Source organism: Empedobacter brevis NBRC 14943 = ATCC 43319, assembly GCF_000382425.1.
GTDB classification, from domain to species: domain Bacteria; phylum Bacteroidota; class Bacteroidia; order Flavobacteriales; family Weeksellaceae; genus Empedobacter; species Empedobacter brevis.
This window is the reverse complement of sequence record NZ_KB908297.1, coordinates 110,554-132,021: the sequence shown is the minus strand read 5'-3', so window position 1 is coordinate 132,021 and position 21,468 is coordinate 110,554. Positions and strand designations below refer to the sequence as shown.

21 protein-coding genes are annotated in these 21,468 nt (G+C 32.8%); 7 read left to right on the top strand and 14 right to left on the bottom strand.

Going from position 1 to position 21,468, the window contains the following annotated elements; genetic code table 11:
• Positions 1–26: 26 nt before the first annotated feature.
• The 14 genes from H277_RS0111950 to H277_RS0111885 form a co-directional block, all read right to left on the bottom strand.
• A complete protein-coding gene (locus H277_RS0111950; RefSeq protein ID WP_019975832.1) occupies positions 27–1,322 on the bottom strand; it encodes a TlpA family protein disulfide reductase in 1,296 nt (431 codons plus the stop codon).
• Positions 1,323–1,380: 58 nt separating this feature from the next.
• Complete coding sequence (locus H277_RS0111945) at positions 1,381–1,629, bottom strand: hypothetical protein (protein WP_019975831.1); 249 nt, start codon at positions 1,627–1,629, stop codon at positions 1,381–1,383.
• An 8-nt stretch (positions 1,630–1,637) separates the two neighbouring features.
• A complete protein-coding gene (locus H277_RS0111940; protein ID WP_019975830.1) occupies positions 1,638–3,740 on the bottom strand; it encodes a T9SS sorting signal type C domain-containing protein in 2,103 nt (700 codons plus the stop codon).
• A gap of 90 nt (positions 3,741–3,830) precedes the next feature.
• Positions 3,831–4,979, bottom strand: coding sequence for an ATP-dependent Clp protease ATP-binding subunit ClpX (gene clpX / locus H277_RS19015; RefSeq protein ID WP_019975829.1), 1,149 nt, complete (start codon positions 4,977–4,979; stop codon positions 3,831–3,833).
• A 228-nt stretch (positions 4,980–5,207) separates the two neighbouring features.
• Entirely contained in the window at positions 5,208–5,873 is a 666-nt protein-coding gene (gene clpP, locus H277_RS0111930; protein ID WP_019975828.1) for an ATP-dependent Clp endopeptidase proteolytic subunit ClpP, read from the bottom strand.
• A 50-nt stretch (positions 5,874–5,923) separates the two neighbouring features.
• A complete protein-coding gene (locus tag H277_RS0111925; RefSeq protein WP_019975827.1) occupies positions 5,924–7,243 on the bottom strand; it encodes a trigger factor in 1,320 nt (439 codons plus the stop codon).
• Between the two features lie 285 nt (positions 7,244–7,528).
• On the bottom strand, positions 7,529–8,893 hold the full coding sequence (accC, locus tag H277_RS0111920; RefSeq protein WP_019975826.1) for an acetyl-CoA carboxylase biotin carboxylase subunit: 1,365 nt from the start codon (positions 8,891–8,893) through the stop codon (positions 7,529–7,531).
• 21 nt (positions 8,894–8,914) lie between these two features.
• Positions 8,915–9,391 (bottom strand): acetyl-CoA carboxylase biotin carboxyl carrier protein, encoded by a 477-nt coding sequence (gene accB, locus H277_RS0111915; protein WP_019975825.1) that lies wholly within the window; start codon positions 9,389–9,391, stop codon positions 8,915–8,917.
• A 125-nt stretch (positions 9,392–9,516) separates the two neighbouring features.
• Positions 9,517–9,714: a 50S ribosomal protein L32 gene (gene rpmF, locus H277_RS0111910; RefSeq protein ID WP_019975824.1), complete on the bottom strand. Its 198-nt coding sequence runs from the start codon at positions 9,712–9,714 to the stop codon at positions 9,517–9,519.
• Between the two features lie 54 nt (positions 9,715–9,768).
• Positions 9,769–10,344 (bottom strand): YceD family protein, encoded by a 576-nt coding sequence (locus H277_RS0111905; RefSeq protein WP_019975823.1) that lies wholly within the window; start codon positions 10,342–10,344, stop codon positions 9,769–9,771.
• A gap of 72 nt (positions 10,345–10,416) precedes the next feature.
• Entirely contained in the window at positions 10,417–11,490 is a 1,074-nt protein-coding gene (gene pdxA, locus H277_RS0111900) for a 4-hydroxythreonine-4-phosphate dehydrogenase PdxA (RefSeq protein ID WP_019975822.1), read from the bottom strand.
• Between the two features lie 9 nt (positions 11,491–11,499).
• A complete protein-coding gene (locus tag H277_RS0111895; RefSeq protein ID WP_019975821.1) occupies positions 11,500–11,976 on the bottom strand; it encodes a hypothetical protein in 477 nt (158 codons plus the stop codon).
• A gap of 9 nt (positions 11,977–11,985) precedes the next feature.
• Complete coding sequence (locus tag H277_RS0111890) at positions 11,986–12,372, bottom strand: RidA family protein (protein ID WP_019975820.1); 387 nt, start codon at positions 12,370–12,372, stop codon at positions 11,986–11,988.
• Positions 12,373–12,384: 12 nt separating this feature from the next.
• Positions 12,385–14,997 carry a putative LPS assembly protein LptD gene (locus H277_RS0111885; protein WP_019975819.1) on the bottom strand — a complete coding sequence of 871 codons (2,613 nt, stop codon included), beginning with the start codon at positions 14,995–14,997 and terminating at the stop codon, positions 12,385–12,387.
• Between the two features lie 72 nt (positions 14,998–15,069).
• On the opposite strand from H277_RS0111885, the gene H277_RS0111880 reads away from it, so the two are divergent.
• From H277_RS0111880 to H277_RS0111850, 7 genes are all read left to right on the top strand, one after another.
• Positions 15,070–16,365 (top strand): N-acetylmuramoyl-L-alanine amidase family protein, encoded by a 1,296-nt coding sequence (locus H277_RS0111880; RefSeq protein ID WP_244874892.1) that lies wholly within the window; start codon positions 15,070–15,072, stop codon positions 16,363–16,365.
• 59 nt (positions 16,366–16,424) lie between these two features.
• Positions 16,425–17,399: an MlaD family protein gene (locus H277_RS0111875; RefSeq protein WP_019975817.1), complete on the top strand. Its 975-nt coding sequence runs from the start codon at positions 16,425–16,427 to the stop codon at positions 17,397–17,399.
• A 53-nt stretch (positions 17,400–17,452) separates the two neighbouring features.
• Positions 17,453–18,778: a 4Fe-4S dicluster domain-containing protein gene (locus H277_RS0111870; protein ID WP_026357564.1), complete on the top strand. Its 1,326-nt coding sequence runs from the start codon at positions 17,453–17,455 to the stop codon at positions 18,776–18,778.
• A 68-nt stretch (positions 18,779–18,846) separates the two neighbouring features.
• Positions 18,847–19,275, top strand: a complete 429-nt coding sequence (locus H277_RS0111865; RefSeq protein ID WP_019975815.1) for an LNS2 domain-containing protein — start codon at positions 18,847–18,849, stop codon at positions 19,273–19,275.
• 37 nt (positions 19,276–19,312) lie between these two features.
• A complete protein-coding gene (locus H277_RS0111860; RefSeq protein WP_019975814.1) occupies positions 19,313–20,104 on the top strand; it encodes a (Fe-S)-binding protein in 792 nt (263 codons plus the stop codon).
• A 171-nt stretch (positions 20,105–20,275) separates the two neighbouring features.
• Positions 20,276–20,743 (top strand): hypothetical protein, encoded by a 468-nt coding sequence (locus H277_RS0111855; protein ID WP_019975813.1) that lies wholly within the window; start codon positions 20,276–20,278, stop codon positions 20,741–20,743.
• 109 nt (positions 20,744–20,852) lie between these two features.
• Positions 20,853–21,461 (top strand): LemA family protein, encoded by a 609-nt coding sequence (locus H277_RS0111850; protein WP_019975812.1) that lies wholly within the window; start codon positions 20,853–20,855, stop codon positions 21,459–21,461.
• Positions 21,462–21,468 lie beyond the last annotated feature (7 nt).

Below are 21,468 nucleotides of genomic sequence, written 5' to 3'. Positions count from 1 at the left end.
TTGTTTAAGTGTAGCTTTTTTTATTTTTATCTAGAAGCTTCCAGCTCTGAAATATGATTAAATCTCTTGATTAATTTATTGTCTTTATCTACTAATAGTAAAGTAGGTGTGGACTCAATTCCAAATTCAGCTGCTATGGGCGAATCCCATCTTAAAAGATCCGTGTAGTTGTACCAAGGCAATTCTTTTATCGCATTATTAAAAGCATTTTGATCATAGTCCAAAGAGATTGCTACAATTTCCCCTCCTTTTGCTTTAAAGTCTTTGTAGAACTCTTTTATATAAGGAATTTCTTGTTGGCAAGCAGGACACCATGAAGCCCAAAAGACAATCAATTTTTGATTCGCTTTAATGTCATATAATGATTTTTTTCCATTAACGGCTTTATCAAAGGTGATATTCGGAACTTTATTTCCTATTTGAGTTGATGTATTTGAGCCAACCCTTTTTTTCAATTGGTCTGTAACTTTACATGTTAGACCATTTACTTTGTCAACATACTTTTTATGGAAGTTTGCATATTCTTTTTCAGGAACAAAGTTTAAGATTGTAGTCAAAACATTTTGACCTCTTGTTGTCTGAATATCCGTTTTAGCTAAAATTTCTTCTGTAGCTGCAATCAAATTTCCTTCAACGTCTTGGTTTCCTGCTGTGGCTAATTTTCCATTGATATAAGCGAAAACCAAATCATTGAACATTCCTGATTGTTCTAAGCGTTCGTCATCTTTTACAAAATGATTGACAATTACATCAAGATTTTCTGCATCTCTATTGTTTTGTCCTTTTTGTTTTAAATCACTCAGTTCATTAATATAAGTAATTAATCCGGAGAAATTTTCGTTTCTCTTCAATTCATTAATGCGCTTATCTTCTTTTATCATAGCAGTATAAAACTCGTCTGTCGGTTTATACATTTGCATGAGATAAGGAAATACTTGGTTTTGAATTTCGTTTAATGGTTGAAGCGCTAAAACTTTTGTGTACTCTTTTTGAGTATTTCCTTCCATCACTTGAAGCTTAGAAGTCATTTCTTTACCTGTAACCGTTTTAAATTTTAAATCTTTGTTATCCGTTAATAAAGATAAATTTTCGCCTGTAGGCAAATCCACACGAACAAAACCATTGTATTCTTTTGGAATATTGGTTGAGAAATGACCACTGTTATCCGTTTTAGTATTTTTGACTAATTTTAATTCAGCATTTTCGAAAATTTTAACCAGAACAGGTTTGTTTGCATAATTTTCGAATTGACCGGAAACATTAAATTGGCCAAATGCTGAGCTACCTAAAACAATTAATGGTACTATAAATTTATTTTTCATAATTTATTTTGATATAAAAAAACCTCAATCAAAACGATTGAGGTTTAAAATTATGAATTTATTTTTTAATTAGTTGTCTTTGTCTATAAGAAATTATTCCGGCAATTGTTACCGCCGTAACTACTAATAGAGGAGCATAATCGTCAATAGGAACTTTTCTGGTACCATCCCCATTTCCTGTGTTACCTCCGTTTTCATTACAATCATCCCAACCTGAGTCACAAGGATTCGGAGGTTGAGCGTTAACAGATATATTAATAATGAAAACAAATAAAAAGAATAGGTTAATTTTTAGTAATTTTTTCATAGCTAGGTTTATTTGTTAATGGTTTTTTTAGTTACAGTTTTACCGTCTTTATATACAATCTTAACCACATATACATTTGGAATATTGTTAAGGTTTAATTTATAATCTGAATTTGTAGAAATATTTGTTTTATAAAATATTTGACGGCCTGTTAAATCAAAAATTGCAATATCAGCGGTAGTATTACTTTGCTCAAATTTAACAAACTGACTTCCATTATTTGTATATAAATAGGTAGCTTTTGTACTATTCAAATCATCTGTACCTAGTGTTTTTGGTAATTCATTCCAATAGAATTCAAAACGATCATTAATTTTATCGTCAGCTATAAAAGATAATTCTGTTGTTTCGTTAATATCTATAATTTTGTCTGTAAGTTTATCGTGTAGGAAATATTTCCCTAATTTTAAATCTTTTACTTTATTTAAGATAGAATATTCATATAAATTAAGGTTTAATTGATATTTTTTACCAACCTCCAAATTATTAAACCCAACTCTTAAAGGTTTTCCAACATAATCTTCATTATTAAATGAGTTAGATATAGTTTGTACATTCGTTAATACATTACCTGAGCTATCTTCTTCATAGAAAAAGATTGGGTTGTCGACAGTGTTTGCTGTTGTTGAGTTACCTGTTTGCATAAAATTTGCATTCAACAAATAAGCAGGACTTCCTTGGATTGTATTTTCTTGACTTAAATACAATTCTAATTGAGTAAAATCGAAATCTGTAACTAAACCTTTTGCTTTTAATTCTTCATTGTTTAATAGACTTTCAACTGAGTTTTTTTCACTTGATCTACTAAAAACACCAGGAAGGCCTCCATCTCCAACAGGAGTAACACCAGAATAATCATATGCGAAAGTTTTATTCGAATCTTTTAATTTTAGATTCGAAGTAACTATACGGCTTCCATTTCCAGAAGCATTTCTATTTAATGTATAATAGTCTACATAAAAAGTTTCATATGGTTTAATCAATAATGCTTGCCAGTTTCCGGTCCAAAAATAATTTGTTCCATTGCTGCTCAAATATGCGCTAACTAATGTGTTAGGACCTGCTGTACTGGTATTACCATTTTGTTCATTCCACGTTATAGTATAACCATTTGCAATTTTAAAGACTTGGAATCTTAATGAATTCGTGTACACTTCAGTAGGACCTTTATCGTTACCTGATGGTATATTAAATGTAATCCATGACTCTCCAATTTTTACATTAGATAAATCTAAATTTGAAGTATATGGATTTCCAAAACGATGAAGGTTTTTACCATAAAGCTGATTAGCATCATTATTATTGTTTTGGTTACCTAAATAAGTGTCATATGACTGGTTGTAATTATTTATTTTATTTTTCCATTGACCATATGTTAAATCAGCATAATTGGCATTTTTAGCCCATCCTGATTTAATGTTCAATTGAGAAATAGTTTCATTACTCGGAATACCTGCAAGACCAATTTTAGTAGCACTTCCTAAAGCATTTAATGCATTATAAATATTGGTGTTATTTCTCAGGTTTAATAAATATCTTTTATAAGGTTCAATCCTGTAGTCATTATCAACAGCGTCATATTCTGTCTCTCGGGTATCCCAAACCAATAAAGACTGTAAATATCTTTTATTACCACCACAATCTACATTAACATCACAATCCCCCTTAAAAATATTGTTTGATAAAGAGTTGACAACCTCTTTTGCTGTGATATTTTTAAAAGGCAAAGACAAAACATATTCGTCATTTGCAGTTTGATCCGGTTTTATTCTTTCCATAAGAACTCTACCAGTTACCGAAGTCGTTTGATTTTGATTTATAATCAATTGACCATAATGAGTACTTCCTGTACCAACACCATATCGATTAACAAAGTTTTTACCACTAGTGTTTCCATTTGTAAAACCACCTTGTATTTGGATATTTCCTTCGTTAATTATTTTTTCTGTAGTTCCTCCAGCAACATCTGTAGTAACACTTACATTTCCTCCGTTATAGAATAAGGTATTAGGATTAACCTTTACTACTACAGCATCTTTTATATATGTGTTTTGCGCTGATGCATTATATATCGCACCTAGTGCGAATAAAGCAAGTAGATTCTTTTTCATAAATTATGTTATTTTGGTAGGTTTTTAAAATTAACGAGTAATTTCGTTACAAATATAGTAACTTTTATTAAAAAGTTACTATACAATTAATTATATTATAACTTTCTCTGGTAAATCTTTTATATCATACATTAAATCCGTGAAAATTTCTTCCGAAACAGCCCTCAATCCACGAGCGCCTAACCCCAATTCATTTGCACGATCTACAATCTTATTCAATGTTTCATCCGTCACTACAAGTTCTTTTCCATCTAATGAAAAAAGTTTTGTATACTGTTTAATAAGAGAATTTTTAGGTTCTGTTAAAATCGCTCTCATTGCTTCTTTGTCCAATGCTTTGAGATAAGTGATGATTGGTAAACGTCCGATTAATTCTGGAATAATACCAAAGTTTTTCAAATCTTGTGCATTTACTTCATCCAAAAGATTTTCTATTTCTTTTTGGTCTTCATTTTTGAAGCCAATCACATGTTTTTTCAAACGATCTGCGATGTGTTTTTCAATTCCGGAAAAAGCTCCTCCCGCTATAAATAAAATATCTTTTGTATTGACTTCTATAAATTTCTGATCAGGATGTTTACGTCCTCCTTTTGGTGGAACATTCACAACTGTACCTTCTAATATTTTTAATAAGGCTTGTTGTACTCCCTCTCCGGATACATCTCTTGTGATAGAAGGATTGTCACTTTTACGCGCAATTTTATCTATCTCATCCACAAAAACAATACCTTTTTCGGCAAGTTCTACATTATAGTCTGCAGCTTGTAAAAGACGTGTCAAAATACTTTCCACATCTTCTCCTACATATCCAGCTTCTGTAAGCACGGTTGCATCAACAATTGCAAATGGAACATTCAATAATTTAGCAATTGTTTTTGCTAATAATGTTTTTCCGCTTCCTGTTTCTCCAACTAAAATAACGTTCGATTTGTCAATCTCAACATCATTTTCTTTGTCTAATAATATTCTTTTGTAGTGATTATAAACTGCAACAGATAATATTTTTTTTGCTTGATCTTGACCTATCACATAATCATCCAAAAATTCTTTAATTTCTCTCGGTGATTTTAAGGTTAAAGGTTTAATCAAATCGTTATTTCCATTAAATTTAGATTCCTCTAAAACAATACCATGAGCTTGCTCAATACAATTATCACAAATATTACCGTCAATTCCAGACACTAAAATATTTACTTCGTTTCTGCTTTTACCGCAAAAAGAGCACTTATTTTCTTCCAATTTTTTACTTAATTAAGCTGCAAAGGTATTTATTTTCTTGAAGATAGAAAATATTTCTGTGTTAATTTATTTAAGACTTATGCTTGCTTAAAATAAGACTTTTATATCCTCTTTTTAGATTGTTGTCTTTTTGATTCATTTTTATAACTTTATAAAAGGTAGAAATTTTATAAATAAAAAAGGATACTCAACTACGAGTATCCTTTTTTATATAAATTGAATAAGAAATTAAGAACGAGGTAATAAAACTTCGTCAATCATTCCGTATTCTTTTGCTTCTTGAGAAGTCATCCAATAGTCACGTTCACCATCTTTTTCAATCTGTTCGAAAGTTTGACCTGAATGATGTGCTAGAATATCATACAATTCTTTTTTCAATTTCAAGATTTCCTTCAATGTAATTTCCATATCAGTCGCCTGTCCTTGAGCACCTCCTAAAGGCTGGTGAATCATCACACGAGAATGTTTAAGTGCCGAACGTTTTCCCGCTGCTCCTGCAGATAATAGAACTGCACCCATAGAAGCTGCCATTCCTGTACAAATTGTTGCAACGTCAGGTTTCACTAACTGCATTGTATCATAAATTCCTAATCCGGCATAAACACCACCACCCGGTGAGTTAACATAAATCTGAATGTCTTTTGTTGCATCCACACTTTCTAAGAACAATAATTGTGCTTGAATAATATTTGCAATTTGGTCATCAATTGCTGTTCCTAAAAAGATGATTCTGTCCATCATCAAACGAGAGAAAACGTCCATTTGAGCAACGTTTAATTTTCTTTCTTCAACGATGTAAGGCGTTGTATTTTGGATATAACTCTCCATATGTAAAGAGCTAATTCCTTTGTCTAACAACGCATATTTTTTAAATTCTTCTCCTACGTTTTTCATTATTAAATTTAGATTTTAAATGAAAGGTATAAAGAATTTTCTAGAAGCAATTAAGCTTCTGCTAATTCTTTATTTTTTTCAGTAATAATGTCAACAAACTCGTCAAATGTAACTTCTTTTTCATTTAATTTTACATTGTTTTTGAAAATGTCTAACATTTTGTCTGTAAACACTTGGTATGATAAACGGTTGTATTCTTCCTGATTTTGTAAAGCAGACATTGCAATTTGTTGTAATGTTTCTTCAGGAATAGAAGTTTGACCGTACATTTTTAATTGATCTTTGATTGCGGCAAAAGCAGCTTCTTTTACTTCCTCAGCATTTACTTCTACGTTGTTAACTTCAGCAATTTTAGCTTCTATTAATTGGTAACGTAAACCTTTGTCCATCTTTGTCAATTCTTCTTTCGCTTGTTCTTCAGAAGTTACATTTTCGTTAGAAGTAATTAACCATTTTGTTAAAAATTCTGTTGGTAAATCAAATTTTACGGTATCTAATAATTTAGCGACAACATCATTGATAATTTGTTTGTCAGATTCTTTGTTGTACATGTTCTCTGACTCTTCTTTGATTTTGTTACGGAAAGCTTCTTCAGTATCTACAGCTCCTTCTCCATATACTTTATCAAATAATTCTTGGTTAACTTCTGCTTTTTCAGCTTTGTTAATTTCTTTGATTGTATAAGCTACTTTAGTTCCTTCTTCAGAAACTTCTGTGTTCAATTGTTGAGCAGCTTCTTCAGCAGTGTCAAAAATATCATTAGAATTTACTTCTACAACATCACCAACTTTTTTACCGATAAAAGCCGATGCATCTTTTAACTCTTCTAAACGAATAAATGTTGGTTTAGCTTCTTGTCCTTCTACTGCAGCTTCAACTTTTAATACAGCTTCAGCTTCAGCCTCAGTTAAAGATTTTAATGATCCGAAACGTGAAGCAAAATTGTCAACATATTTTTGGATTTCATCATCAGCAACTTTCACTTTGTAGCTTTCAACTTCAACTTTCGATAAATCAACATCAAATTCTGGTGCTAATCCTAGTTCAAAGTCAAATGATAATTGATCAGCATCCCAATCAACATCTTTTATAACTGGAACTGGATTTCCTAAGATTGATAATTTTTCTGTGTTGATGTAATCAGAAACACTTTTTTGTAAAATTTCGTTAACTGTATCAAAAATAACAGCTTGTTCGTATTGTTTTTTTACAAAACTCATCGGAACTTGTCCTTTACGGAAACCTTTGATGTTAGCTGTTTTTCTGTATTGGTTTAATACGTCAACTACTTTTTCTTGATAATCTGCCTTATCAACAGTTACAGTTAATACTGCGTTTAATTTGTCTGTTGTATTTTTAGTAATATTCATCTACCTTAAATTTGGAGTGCAAATGTATAAAATTTTAATCATTTTTAATAGTAGAATATGAAAATCCAAGCAATTCATTTTCTATAAATTAACAATTCAGATTCAATCCCACCAAATTGTTTAGATTTAGCTTTTGTATGATTTCGTCCAAAACGTTATTTGCCTCTTTGGGTTTGATATTTCCAACAATTACGCCAATTGATTTTTAATGACAGAATGACATAAAATAAAAAAAGCAAGAACAACTGTTCTTGCCTTTTATTATTATTTTGAAATCTTAATTTCTTAAAATTCTCCGTAATTCGCGTAAGTTTCGTCAAATTGAAAATCTTCCATGAATTTTGTAGTATAATTACCTGCGATGAAATCTGGATGGTCCATTAATTGTAAATGGAAAGGAATTGTTGTTTTGATTCCTTCAATATAGAATTCACCTAAAGCACGTTTCATTTTTTGAATTGCTTCTTCACGTGTTTGTGCCGTTACAATTAGCTTAGCAATCATAGAATCGTAATTCGGTGGAATTGTATATCCGGCATAAACGTGTGTATCTACACGAACCCCATTCCCACCAGGAATATTGATATTTGTTATTTTTCCCGGAGACGGACGGAAGTCGTTGTAAGGATCTTCTGCGTTGATACGGCATTCTATTGAATGTCCTTGTGGATAATAATTTTTACCAGAAATAGGTTCTCCTGCAGCTAACATAATCTGTTCGCGTACCAAATCAAATCCTGTAACTTGTTCTGTAATTGGGTGTTCTACTTGGATACGTGTGTTCATTTCCATAAAGTAGAAATCACCATGCTTGTCAACTAAGAACTCAATAGTACCAACACCTTCATAACCGATATATTCACATGCTTTAATTGCAGCTTCACCCATGCGTTGACGTAAATCATCCGTCATAATAGGAGAAGGTGTTTCTTCAGCTAATTTTTGATTACGACGTTGGATAGAACAGTCGCGTTCAGACAAATGGCAAGCTTTTCCGTTTTGATCACTTGCTACCTGAATTTCGATATGGCGAGGTTCTTCAATCAATTTTTCCATGTACATTCCGTCGTTACCAAAAGCTGCAGCAGCTTCAGTACGTGCAGATTCCCATGCATGTAATAAATCTTCTTCTTTCCAGATTGCACGCATACCTTTACCACCACCACCGGCGGTAGCTTTCATCATGACAGGGTATTTAATTTCACGCGCAACTTCTACAGCTTGTTCATAGCTTTCTAATAACCCATCAGAACCTGGAACTACAGGAACTCCTGCTTCTTTCATGGTTGCTTTTGCATTTGCTTTATCTCCCATACGGTCGATGTTATCTGCTGGCGCACCAATAAATTTAATTCCGTTCGATTGACAGATTTTAGAGAAAGTAGAATTTTCAGATAAGAATCCATAACCTGGGTGAATAGCATCCGCGTCAGTAATTTCTGCAGCCGCGATGATGTTAGCCATTTTTAGGTACGAATCTTTACTTGGAGCAGGACCAATACACACAGCTTCGTCAGCGAAACGTACGTGTAATGAAGTCTCGTCTGCTTTAGAGTAAACGGCAACCGTTTTGATTCCCATTTCTTTTGCAGTGCGTATAATACGCATTGCAATTTCACCTCTATTAGCGATTAATATCTTTTTAAACATAATTTTTTTAGATGTAATAGATTAAGCAGGATCAACTAAGAATAATGGTTGATCGTACTCAACTGGACTTGCGTCGTCAACTAAGATTTTTACAATTTTACCAGAAATTTCTGATTCAATTTCGTTGAATAATTTCATTGCCTCAACAATGCATAAAACTTTACCAGGAGCAATAGAATCACCAACACCTACGAAAGGTTCTTTACCAGGACCTGCAGAACGGTAGAAAGTACCAATCATCGGAGATTTAACCGTAATCAAATTACTGTTGTCTTCTTCTTGTGGAGAGTTATTTGTTGGTGTAGCAACTGGCGCTTGAGGCGCTGCAGCTTGAGCTACAGGAGCTTGAGGTACATAAAATTGTTGAGATGCAACTTGTGCAGGAACGCTAGCTAAAGTTTTGATTTTGATTTCAATGTCATCTTGTTTGATGCTTACTTCAGCAACTTCTGCTTTTGATACGAATCTAATTAAATTTTGAATGTCTTTAATGTCCATATAATGCGGTTTTTTATTTGACCTTTTTCGTTATTTTTTTGTTAAACGAAATCAAAGGTATTGAAAAAAAAATAAAAAAAAGCCGTTTCTTTTAGAAACAGCTTTAAAATCTTTCAAAGGATGTCTTATTCAGTAACTTCTTGTACTTTTTCTAAAACTACTTTTCCTTTGTAGTATAATTTACCATCAGACCAGTGAGCTCTGTGGTATAAATGTGCTTCACCAGTTGTTTTATCGATTGCTAATTGTGGAGCTTCGATTTTGTAGTGTGTTCTACGTTTATCTCTTCTTGTTGACGACTGTCTTCTCTTAGGATGTGCCATATCTAACTACTTTTTTTTCTTTATTTCTATAATTTATTTTAATATAAAAACCTGTTAAGGTTTCAAATCTTTCAATTTTGCCCAACGAGGATCAATGTCGTCATTATCATCGTCATCTCCATTATCGTTGTCATTCTCTTCGTCTTCTGTATCTTCGTCTAATTCGTAAATACTGTATTGGTCTAGCAAATCTATCATTTCAGAATCACTCTTACCATTTAACACGTCAGGATGAATTCGTTTTGTTGGTACTGATAATATGGCTAATTCATAAAGAATTTGAGCGACATTAATTTGATATTCTTCACGAGGAATTATCCAAATTTCATTATCAGTATCGTCAAACTCGTCGCCAAATTTAACAATTAATTCTGTATTATTCGAAATTTCTTGCTGAAACAATTCTCCAGTTAAATCGCAAGGAACAGTAATGTTGCCTTTTAAGGTGATTTCCAACTCAAGCATTGTTGATTTTTTATCTAAAATGATTGTAGCAACCATGTTAGGGTTTTCAAAATCTTGCTCAATTTCAAATAAATCAAAGAACGATTGTGATAATTCGAATGTAAAATCACTCTTACCTAGAGGCAAGCTTGTAAATACAATATTATAAATTTTTAACTTGTCCATATCACAAAAAGGTGTGCAAAGATAATCTAATTTATTTAAAATTAATAGCTCTTTACAACTTATTTTAATTTTTTATTCTTTATTATCTCCTTTCTCTAGTTTTAGAGGAATGTGTTGAAGAACATTTTTTGTCAGCTCTTGATATTCGTTTCTATTTTTATGAATTTCTATCGCCGAAAAAATAGCTTCTTTAAATGATTCCTCATTTGCGATACCTTTTCCGGCAATATCATAAGCAGTTCCATGATCAGGGGAAGTGCGAACAAATTTTAATCCGGCAGTATAATTTACTCCTTCATCGAAACTAATCGTTTTGAAAGCGACTAAACCTTGGTCATGGTACATGGCCAATACAGCATCAAAAACATCCAGATTAGAAGGACTGAAAAAACTATCAGCCGAATAAGGTCCAAAGACTAACTGATTTTCATTGATACAACGTTCAATAACAGGTTGAATAATTTCTTTTTCTTCAGAACCTAACAATCCATTGTCGCCAGCATGAGGATTAAGACCGAGAACAGCAATCTTTGGTTTTTCGATGGCGTAATCTTCAATTAAACTTTTGTGGATTTGCTGAATCTTAGCGTAAACAGATTTGTTGCTGATGTTTTTGGCAACATCCTTTATAGGAATATGCTGCGTAACCAATCCGACTCTTAATTTTTCTGAAACTAAGAACATTAAAGGTTTTCCTCCCCAAACTTCACCTAAATATTCGGTATGACCAGGGAAGTGAAATTCTTCAGACTGAATATTATCTTTATTGATAGGTGCTGTAACTAAAACATCTGTAAAACCATCTGCTACTGATTGTGCTGCTGCTTTTAAAGATTGATAAGCATGTTCTCCGGCTTCTTTGGTTACTTTACCGAAATGTACGTCAATTTGATCTTTCCAAAGATTGACAACATTTATTTTTCCATCTACAATTTGATTAGGAGCTTGAATTCCTTGAAAATTGATTCGGTCAAATTTTAAACGATCTTTTTGGAAAGATAAAAGTTTTGTAGAACCAAAAATTACAGGTGTAAAAAAATCGGTAATATCCTTTTCTTGAAGAGTTTTCAGAATAACTTCTATTCCAACTCCGTTATAATCGCCAATAGAAATGGCTACTCTTATTTTTCTATCTCTTTCAGACATAATTTAATTTTAATAAGATTGGCTAGAGGGTTTATGTTTTCTGAAAAACTTTTTATAAATCAAATCTACAATTAATCCTCCAATCCATGAAGAAAAAAATAAAACCGGACAAATAGCAACCTCGTACCAAGTTGGATGATATGGAGTGATAAGAACATCTCCCAATGCAACAATCAGAACAATAAAACCGACAAACATCGTGTAGGCTTGTTTTGCTCTTTTTACAAGTAATGCAGTGATAACTCCGCCAACCAAAGCCGCTATTCCGCTAATTGCCAGCATTGATCCAAAAAATTGTACCTCAAATTTTTTTCCTTCTCCATGCGAAAAGTATTTGATGACATGTCTCCATTCCGGAAAAACTTTATCATCCCATTCTAACCTGCTCGCATTGTATATAAGTCCAAATTGAATAATTGCATAGATGATAATTAATCCTACAATTACAGCAATTGTGTTTCTTAATACAGTCTTGTCTTTAAACATATTTTTTTATTAGTCTGCAATAGCGATTACAGATATTTCGACATTTACATCGCGAGGAAGACGTGCAACTTCTACACATTCACGTGCCGGGTAATTAGAATCATTAAAGTAAGATGCATACACTTCATTTACGGCAGTGAAATCATTCAAATCCTTTACAAAAATTGTTGTTTTTACAACATTATCTATTGTTGTACCTCCTTCTTCAAGAATCGCAATGACATTTTTCATAACTTGATGAACCTCGTCTTGAATTCCTGTTGTTACCAATTCATTTTTCTCTACATTGAATGGAATTTGCCCGGAAGTGTAAATGAAACCATTGTATTTAACCCCTTGTGAATATGGTCCGATAGCTTGCGGAGCTTTGTCCGTATGGATGATTTGTTTTTTCATGTTTAAATATTTTTAGTAATTAAGTCTTGATCTGTCGTTGTATTTTAAATCTTGTAGGATTGAAGCTTTGATTCCAATAAAGAAATCATAACTTTTATAAGTACCCATTGGAGTCCAGTTAAACGATAACGTAAAACTACGTAAATCTCGCTCAAATCCGAAACGAACATATGTAATTTCGCTTGTAATGAAATCATAAGTCGCGTTTGCAGATATTGCCCAGTATGGAGTCGGGGAAATTTTTCCGTTTAATGCAACTGAACCGGTACTGTTTCCTTTGCGTTCAGTTCCTTTGCTGTAGTTGTAACTAACATTTGCTGTTAAACTCCAGGGAATAGAAAACTGTGCATAATTGTCATTGTCGTAATAGAAATTTTCATCACGAACCGTTCCTCTTTTTTTATAGTTCTTTGCATCAAAACGTTTTCCACCAAATGTACTGTTGTCAAACGTATAGCCGGTACCTAAAGTCATATTTGAAATTCGTAAATTCCCTAAACCTATTTCGTCAATATATTCAGAAATTTCACTACCGGAAGCGTTGATATATCGTCTGATTTTATAAGGATTAACAGTGGATGAAAACTGTACATTTACTTTACGGTCAAACAATGATGTCATACCATTGATACTAATAGGTGAAAGTTTAAATTCTTCTGCAGAAAAATTGTAAGCAGAACTAAATCTTAAATATTCAAAAATCTTGACCTTTTTGAATCCTTTTGGATCGTTTGTGTCTCTTACTTTCATCTCTAAGTTGTTGGAGATACCAAAATTCAAAGAATTTGTTAAACCTGGAATCCCAACGCCATATAGCATGTTTTGATATTGGTTATACCATATGTCTTCTTGGCTTTTATCTTTGTATGATTTATAATATCCCCAGGATTCACTTTGAAAATCAGGTGTATAGCTGTATCCAATAGAAGGTGTAATGACATGTTGCACCCCTAAAATGGGTGCATTTTTATTCGGGTTAATATAAGTTCCGTAAATATTTGTGGAAACCGAAGCATTAAAATTGAATGTTCGATAGGAATTAAATCCTTTTAAAGTTGTGTCTTCTACTTTTCCGTTCACGGAATTGTAACGTTTAATCAAACGGTTATCACCCCATACTTCATTGTAATCAGAAGAAAGAGTTAAGGGGAAATAGTTTGCAAGTGTGATACCGGTTTGTAATCCAATCTTGTGATTCGCTCCCATTCGCATTTGATCTTTCCACATTTTATCTGTGAATATATCTGCATCATTTGTATTTACTTCATTTCCTGCTTGCATACTGTAGGTTAAACCAAGGTTTTGTAAAAGACCTTCTTTTGGCATGTTCTTCTTAGCAAAAGGAAAAATCCTAGACATATTCAGATTGAATCTTGGAAAAGCAATGTTGATATTTCCTGTATTGTAGTTTTGAGAATGTGACATACTTAACTGAGCTGTTAAAGGAGCATTCTCAAAATTTTTCGTTAAATTGATGGATGAGTTAACGTTGTTTGTAAATACTTGTCCGGTATTGATGTATTGATTTCGTACCGACTCACGGTAATATTTTGAACTCGAAAAATTAACATTTGCGTTAAATAGCCAATAGGGGTTTGCTTTAGGATCTTGGCTATGTGACCACATAACCCCAAACAAATTTTGCTTAGAAAAAGCGTTTGTTCCTGTAGTAATACCTTTTATACCTGTTAGTCGATTTTCAACATTTGCAGAAAGTCGTCCGTTGTATTTGTAGATTTTTTTATAAGTAGATTCTGCTCTTGCCGCCCAACTACCTTTTGTATAAACATCCCCGGAAAGTTTTAAATCGAAATTATCTCCAAACGGAACATAAAATCCTAAATCTTCAATAAAGAAACCAAGGTTTGTACGTTCTCCGGGGCGAGGCATTAAAATACCTGCTGCACGTTTTGCACCCATCGCCGGAATATATCCGAACGGTAAGGCTAATGGTGTCGGAACATCGTAAATCCACATATTGATAGGCCCGGTAATCAATGTTTTTTTTCCATTTTTATCAATCATTTTTCCTTCTTTGGCACGAAGAAAATAATCCGGACGAGTGTCTTTACCTTCTTTAAAATAAGTATCAGTTGTAAAATCAGCGCGCTTTAATAACATAACCGAATCGTTGACGCGTTTTGCTTTATCAGCTATAATAATCCCATCTTCTTGCATCATTCGAATATTATAAGCAATTCCGACTTTTGTTTTAAAGTTGACTTTGAAAGCATCTTGTAAAATTTCTTGCTGTCCTTGCGTAAATTTCGTTTTCTCAATGATGTTTCCTACAGAATCACGTTTACCTTCTGCATATACGTCGCCCGTATCCCAGTTTAGCTCAATATAATCTGCATCAATAGTCATATCACCATAAACGACATGTGCCTTACGTAAAAGATACGTCATACGTTTTTTACGGTTATGAATTTCGTCTTCAGAACTGTGTTCTACCACAAACTCTAATTTCTCTTTTACAGGTATAATTGTATCTAACTTTACAGAATCAGAAACAACTTTAGAGTGATCTTTATCGTTATTATTTTGCTTAACTTGTCCAAAAGAAACGGTACAAACCATTACCGGACTAAAAAATAAAATCGATTTAATTGCCTTTGTAAACAAATTGAAAAACTTATTTTTTATAAATTGCGTCAAAATTAATCAAAAAAACAAACCTAGAGTATGAGTTTAAAAATGATTAACATACAAAAGTATTTATTTTTTGTGATGATGATGGTATTTTCTACATTTTCATTCGCACAAAAAAAACAAAATTTTGTTATTGTTATAGATGCAGGGCATGGAGGACATGATGCAGGAGCAAGGGGAGTCGCTGATTTAGAAAAGAATATAACATTAGATGTTTCAAAAAGACTAGCGGATTTAATCAAAAAAAATCATAAGGATGTTAAAGTTGTTTTAACACGTGATAGTGATGTTTTTTTAGAATTATGGGAACGTACAAGAATTTCGAATGATAATCATGCTAATTTGTTTGTGTCCATTCATTGTAATTCAGCAACAAATTCAGCAGCAACAGGTACAGAAACTTTTGTCATGGGCTTGAAGAGGTCAAATGAAACGGACGAGGTTTCCAAAAGAGAGAACTCGGTGGTGTTTTTAGAAAAAGACCAGGAAAGGTACGAGAAATTTAATCCAAATGATCCTGAAGCTGTTATTGCTTTTGAAATTATGAATGCGGCTTATAAAGAACAATCGATTCGTTTTGCAGATTTGGTTGAAAAAGGATTTGTGAACCGTGATTTTAGAAAAAGTAGAGGGGTAAAACAAGCAAATTTTCACGTTTTAAGAGGAAATGCCTCACCTTCTGTTTTAATTGAATTAGGATTTATTTCGAATTATGATGAAGGTACATTTTTGGCTTCTAATGAAGGAAAAGACAAGACGACTCAAACAGTATACGAGGCATTCAAACAATTCAAAAAAGAATTTGATCGTAGAAGTGGAATAGAGGAGGAAGATGAAAAACCAAAGCCTGTTAAAAAAGTTGAAAAAGCACTAGAAGGTAAAAAACTTAAGATAAAAGTGATGGAATCTAAAATGAAATTTTCTGCAACATCACCGCAATTAAGAGGTTTAACAGATTTAGATGTGATTCAGGAAGGAGATAATTATGTGTACTATTATGGAGAGACAGATTTACAATCTCGTGCTGATGATCTTTTAAGTACTGTAAAACGTAAAGGTTTCTCAGGAGCAAAAATTGTAGAATTTGAAACGAATAAAAAATTAGAAGGAGGAAAAAATTACCGTGTTCAATTCATGACCTCTAATAAAAAATATAAAGACAAAGACGACAAATTTAATGGACTTACAAATGTATTAAGAGTAAAAGAAGGAGGACTTCAAAAATATTATTTTGGAGCCGATAAAACGATGGAAGCGGCTCAGAAAACATTAAAACAAGTTCAGGACAAAGGTTTTAGAAACGCTTTTATTGTTACATTTAATGGGGAATCACCAATGTAAACGTAATATAAAATGTTTCTTTACAAATTAAATTTTATTTTTGCATAAAATCATATCAAGTGAAATTATCTAAAGAATTCAAAATAGGAATTGTAGCAGTTTTAACCTTAATAGGTTTCTTTATGTTGTTCAATTTCTTAAAAGGACAAAATATCTTTTCATCAGGACGTTTATTTACAGTGAAATATGAAAATGTAAATGGACTGGCACCTTCTAAACCTGTTTCTGTAAATGGGCTGAGGGTAGGACAGGTGAAAGAAATCAAAATTATTGATACAGCCAAACCAATTTATTTCGAAGTCGTAATTTCTGTAGAAAAAAACATCGAATTTTCGAAGAAAACAATTGCCGAAATTTATGAACCGGGACTTATGTCCGGGCCTGAAGTTCGTTTAGTACTGGATTACGGACCAGATATAGCAAAAGACGGAGATTATCTTCAAGGACGTATCGCTGGAGGAATGTTAGATGGTTTTACCAAACAATTATCACCAACTCAAGCAAAGTTAGACAGCGTATTATTAAGTTTTAATCAAACATTAGGAAGTGTAAACAATGTGTTAGATCCAAGTACTCAACAAGATATTAAAGCGATGTTGAGAAACTTAAATCATACCATTGATTCGTTTGATAAAACGGCAAAATCATTAACAGAAACATCAAATAGTGCAAACCGTCTAATTGCGACAAACGAAAAGACATTGAACACAACGCTTACAAATGCAAGTGCTACAATGGCTTCAGCAAAAGCTACGGTAGATAAATTTGGTAAAACAGCAGATAAATTAAACGCGCTAGAGTTGGATCAAGTGATTAAGAATTTTGAAAATGCATCTAAAAACCTAAATACCTTGTTGGAAGACATGAACAATGGTAAAGGTTCTTTAGGTAAATTAGCAAAAGATGAAACACTTGCAAATGAATTGGAAGCAACGATCAAAAATATGAATGAATTAGTAACAGACTTAAAGAAGAATCCAAGTCGTTATGTAAACATTTCTGTTTTTGGTAAAAAACAAACAGTACAACCATAAGATTAGAATAAAAATAAATACTCAAAACTCACAAAAAAGACAAGTTAAAAATGATGAAGTACATTCCAAATGTGATCTTTCTCCTAATTATGATGGGAAGTATTTGGTTTTTTGCACAGAATGTTAAAAAACTGATACGTAATATCAAATTAGGAAAAGAAATCGATCGTTTTGATCATCCTGCTGAAAGGTGGAAAACGATGGCTAGAGTGGCTTTAGGACAAGGTAAAATGACTGTTCGTCCTGTTGCCGGAATACTACATATTTTTGTTTATGTAGGATTTTTATTAATTAATGTTGAAGTGCTGGAAATTATAATAGACGGGATATTCGGAACACACCGTGTATTAAGTTTCTTGGGAGGATTCTATAACGGAATGATCGCATTTTTCGAAATTTTAGCATTTTTAGTAATGGTTTCTTGTATCATATTTTTGATAAGAAGAAATATAGTGAAAATTCAGCGTTTTTGGAAACCTGAAATGAAAGGCTGGCCGAAAGATGATGCAAATTATATTTTGTATATGGAAGTGGCATTTATGCTGGCTTTATTTACAATGAACGGAGCGGATCAGGTTTTGCAAAAAATGGGAGCACCTCATTATATCGAAACGGGTTCTTTTCCGATTTCATCTTGGTTAACAGCACCACTCATTAGCCATTTCAATGACATTACATTTATTACAATTATTGAAAGAGCTGCTTGGTGGTTCCACATCATTGGAATTTTCTTTTTCTTAAATTATTTATATTATTCAAAACATTTACACATTATCTTGGCTTTTCCTAATACATGGTTTTCTAAATTGGAGCCAAAAGGAGAGTTTAATAATTTACAATCTGTGACAGATGAGGTGAAAATGATGATGGATCCAAATGCAGATCCTTATGCAGCACCTGCTGAACCACAGGGAGAGCCGGAAACATTTGGAGCTAAAGATATTTTTGATTTAAACCGTGTACAATTACTGAATGCGTATACTTGTACTGAGTGTGGTCGTTGTACATCTGAATGTCCGGCAAATTTGACAGGAAAAAAATTATCTCCTCGAAAAATTATGATGGATACACGTGATCGCTTAGAAGATGTGAGCAAAAACATCGATGCAAATGGAAAATTTGTGGAGGATGGAAAAATGCTTGTGAATGATTACATCACTCCGGAAGAACTATGGGCGTGTACATCTTGTAATGCATGTACGCAAGCCTGTCCGATAAATATAGATCCGTTATCAATTATTGTTGATTTGCGTCGCTATTTAGTAATGGAACAATCTGCAGCGCCACAAGAATTAAATATGATGATGACCAATGTTGAAAACAATGGAGCTCCGTGGCAATTTAACAATGCAGATAGATTGAACTGGGCGAACGATTAAAATAGTCTAATAGCAATTACTCATTCTCGAAGAACTATTAATTTATACATAACACAAACACAACACACATGGAAAATTTCTTAGAGGAGAAAATTGAAAACGGAGAAAGAGTAAGTCCTATTTTACCAGAAAATGTCAAAAATTATTTGATAGATATTGATGGAACAATTTGCGATGATATCCCAAACGAAGAACCAGAACGTATGTTAACGGCAGCTGTTTATCCAGATGCTTTAGAAACACTAAACAAATGGTACGATGAGGGGCACATCATCACATTTTTTACATCAAGAACAGAAGAACATCGTGAGTATACAGAAATTTGGTTGAAAAAACATGGGTTCAAATACCATGGGCTCTTAATGGGAAAACCTCGTGGAGGAAATTATCATTGGGTGGACAATCATTTAGTAAAAGCAACACGATACAATGGTAAATTTACAGATTTGGTTGAAAAAAATGTTTCGATTCAGGTTTTTGATGATGGAAAACATTAGACCAAATCCATTATTATAACACAAAGACTACAAAAATATGTCAAATATTACAGTTAAAACAATGGCTCAATATATGGCCGAAGGCAAACAACCAGAAGTTTTGTTTTGGGTTGGGTGTGCCGGAAGTTTTGATGACAGAGCCAAAAAAATAACACGAGCATTCGTTAAAATTTTAAATAATATAGGAGTTGAATTCGCCGTTTTAGGAACAGAAGAATCTTGTACCGGAGATCCTGCAAAACGTGCCGGAAACGAATTTGTTTTCCAAATGCAAGCCATGATGAACATTGAAGTTTTGAATGCTTACGAAGTGAAAAAGATAGTGACGACGTGCCCACATTGTTTCAATACACTGAAAAATGAATACCCAAGTTTAGGAGGTGAATATGAAGTTTTACATCATTCTCAGTATTTACAACAATTAATTAACGAAGGTAAATTAAAATTAGAAGGTTCAGAAACATTCAAAGGAAGACGTATCACTTTTCATGATCCTTGTTATTTGGGACGTGGTAACGATGTTTATGAAGCACCACGAGAATTAATCGAAAAATTAGATGCCGAATTGGTTGAAATGAAACGTTGCAAAACTCGTGGATTATGCTGTGGTGCAGGAGGAGCTCAAATGTTCAAAGAACCGGAAAAAGGAAACAAAGATATTAATGTTGAACGAACAGAAGAGGCTTTGGAAAAAGAGCCTCATATCATTGCAACAGGTTGTCCTTTTTGTAACACAATGATGACTGACGGTGTAAAGCATTTCGAAAAAGAATCTTCGGTACTGGTAAAAGATTTGGCCGAATTGATTATGGAAGCGAAAGATTTATAATTGTTTTTTATAAAATAAGACCAAAACCATCTCAAGTGAGATGGTTTTTTTATTTTCAGATGGGTTAGGAAGAAAAATCATTTTCAAGATAAAAAGAGAAGGAATTAAATTTAAAATTCTCTAATTAATTATTTCGTAACTTTGAAAAACAAATTTTTAAATAGAGAGAAAATGAATTTAGCAGACGATTCAAGAATTTGGATTTTTCAAGCCAATCGTAAATTCTCAGTAGAAGAAAAACAAGCTATTACAGCAAAACTAAATAATTTTATTGCGGACTGGAATGCACATGGAGCTGAACTTTTGGCTGACTTCGATTTGCCTTACGATCAGTTTATTGTAGTTGGGGTAGACGAAAATCAAGCAACTGCAAGTGGTTGTTCTATCGATAAATTAACGAAAATTGTTCGCGAAATTGATGCAGATTATGCATTCGATTTGTTGAATAGAATGTTGGTTTCATATGAAAACGAAAAAGAAGTTGTGATTGAAAAATTGCCATCTTTCAAACAGAAAGTGAAAGAAGGTACAATCAAAAATGTAAAAGTTTTCAATAATGGAATTTCATCATTGAATGAGTTTAAACAAAATTGGTTGTTGCCAATAGAAGAGAGTTGGGCAAAAACATTGTTGAACTGATCGTTTATCTAAAATACGATTTAGCCGGGTTATTATAAGCTCGGCTTTATTTTTGTTAAAGTAAATCGAAAAAATACTATTTTTACGTATTAATAAATTGAAAAATACTATGAAAAACAAAGGATGTCTTATCGGTGGTGGTTTTTTGGCTGTCATTGTAATTGTCGGATTATGGTTAATGTCTGTTTATAATGGATTAGTACCTATGCAAGAAAATGTTAGTGCTCAATGGTCGAATGTAGAAAATACATACCAAAAGCGTTCGGATTTAGTAAATCAGTTGGTTGGAACTGTAAAAGGAGCTGCCAACTACGAAAAAGAAACATTAACTGCAGTTATAGATGCACGAGCAAAAGCAACTTCCAATCAAATTAAAATCGATGATCCAAGCCAATTAACACAAGAAAATATTGCTAAATTTCAAGCAGCTCAAGATCAATTAGGCTCAACATTAAGCCGTTTATTGGTATCTGTAGAAAAATACCCAGAATTAAAAGCTGTGACCGGTTTTACAAACTTACAGGCTTCTATTGAAAGTATGGAACAAGAAGTTTTATTTGAAAGAAAAAAATACAACGAGGCAGCAAAAGTATATAATACTAAAATCAAAACATTTCCAACGAATATGATGGCTGGAATTGCAGGGTTTACACAGAAAGGATATTTCGAGGCAGCAGCTGGAACTGAAAATGCTCCTACTGTAGATTTTTCTAAATAATAAATTA

Bases quoted from the DNA above. Each gene is read 5' to 3' on its own strand.
- H277_RS0111950 (WP_019975832.1), bottom strand. From the start codon at position 1,322: ATGAAAAATAAATTTATAGTACCATTAATTGTTTTAGGTAGCTCAGCA.
- H277_RS0111945 (WP_019975831.1), bottom strand. From the start codon at position 1,629: ATGAAAAAATTACTAAAAATTAACCTATTCTTTTTATTTGTTTTCATT.
- H277_RS0111940 (WP_019975830.1), bottom strand. From the start codon at position 3,740: ATGAAAAAGAATCTACTTGCTTTATTCGCACTAGGTGCGATATATAAT.
- clpP (WP_019975828.1), bottom strand. From the start codon at position 5,873: ATGAAAAACGTAGGAGAAGAATTTAAAAAATATGCGTTGTTAGACAAA.
- H277_RS0111925 (WP_019975827.1), bottom strand. From the start codon at position 7,243: ATGAATATTACTAAAAATACAACAGACAAATTAAACGCAGTATTAACT.
- accC (WP_019975826.1), bottom strand. From the start codon at position 8,893: ATGTTTAAAAAGATATTAATCGCTAATAGAGGTGAAATTGCAATGCGT.
- accB (WP_019975825.1), bottom strand. From the start codon at position 9,391: ATGGACATTAAAGACATTCAAAATTTAATTAGATTCGTATCAAAAGCA.
- rpmF (WP_019975824.1), bottom strand. From the start codon at position 9,714: ATGGCACATCCTAAGAGAAGACAGTCGTCAACAAGAAGAGATAAACGT.
- H277_RS0111905 (WP_019975823.1), bottom strand. From the start codon at position 10,344: ATGGACAAGTTAAAAATTTATAATATTGTATTTACAAGCTTGCCTCTA.
- pdxA (WP_019975822.1), bottom strand. From the start codon at position 11,490: ATGTCTGAAAGAGATAGAAAAATAAGAGTAGCCATTTCTATTGGCGAT.
- H277_RS0111895 (WP_019975821.1), bottom strand. From the start codon at position 11,976: ATGTTTAAAGACAAGACTGTATTAAGAAACACAATTGCTGTAATTGTA.
- H277_RS0111890 (WP_019975820.1), bottom strand. From the start codon at position 12,372: ATGAAAAAACAAATCATCCATACGGACAAAGCTCCGCAAGCTATCGGA.
- H277_RS0111880 (WP_244874892.1), top strand. From the start codon at position 15,070: ATGATTAACATACAAAAGTATTTATTTTTTGTGATGATGATGGTATTT.
- H277_RS0111870 (WP_026357564.1), top strand. From the start codon at position 17,453: ATGAAGTACATTCCAAATGTGATCTTTCTCCTAATTATGATGGGAAGT.
- H277_RS0111865 (WP_019975815.1), top strand. From the start codon at position 18,847: ATGGAAAATTTCTTAGAGGAGAAAATTGAAAACGGAGAAAGAGTAAGT.
- H277_RS0111860 (WP_019975814.1), top strand. From the start codon at position 19,313: ATGTCAAATATTACAGTTAAAACAATGGCTCAATATATGGCCGAAGGC.
- H277_RS0111855 (WP_019975813.1), top strand. From the start codon at position 20,276: ATGAATTTAGCAGACGATTCAAGAATTTGGATTTTTCAAGCCAATCGT.
- H277_RS0111850 (WP_019975812.1), top strand. From the start codon at position 20,853: ATGAAAAACAAAGGATGTCTTATCGGTGGTGGTTTTTTGGCTGTCATT.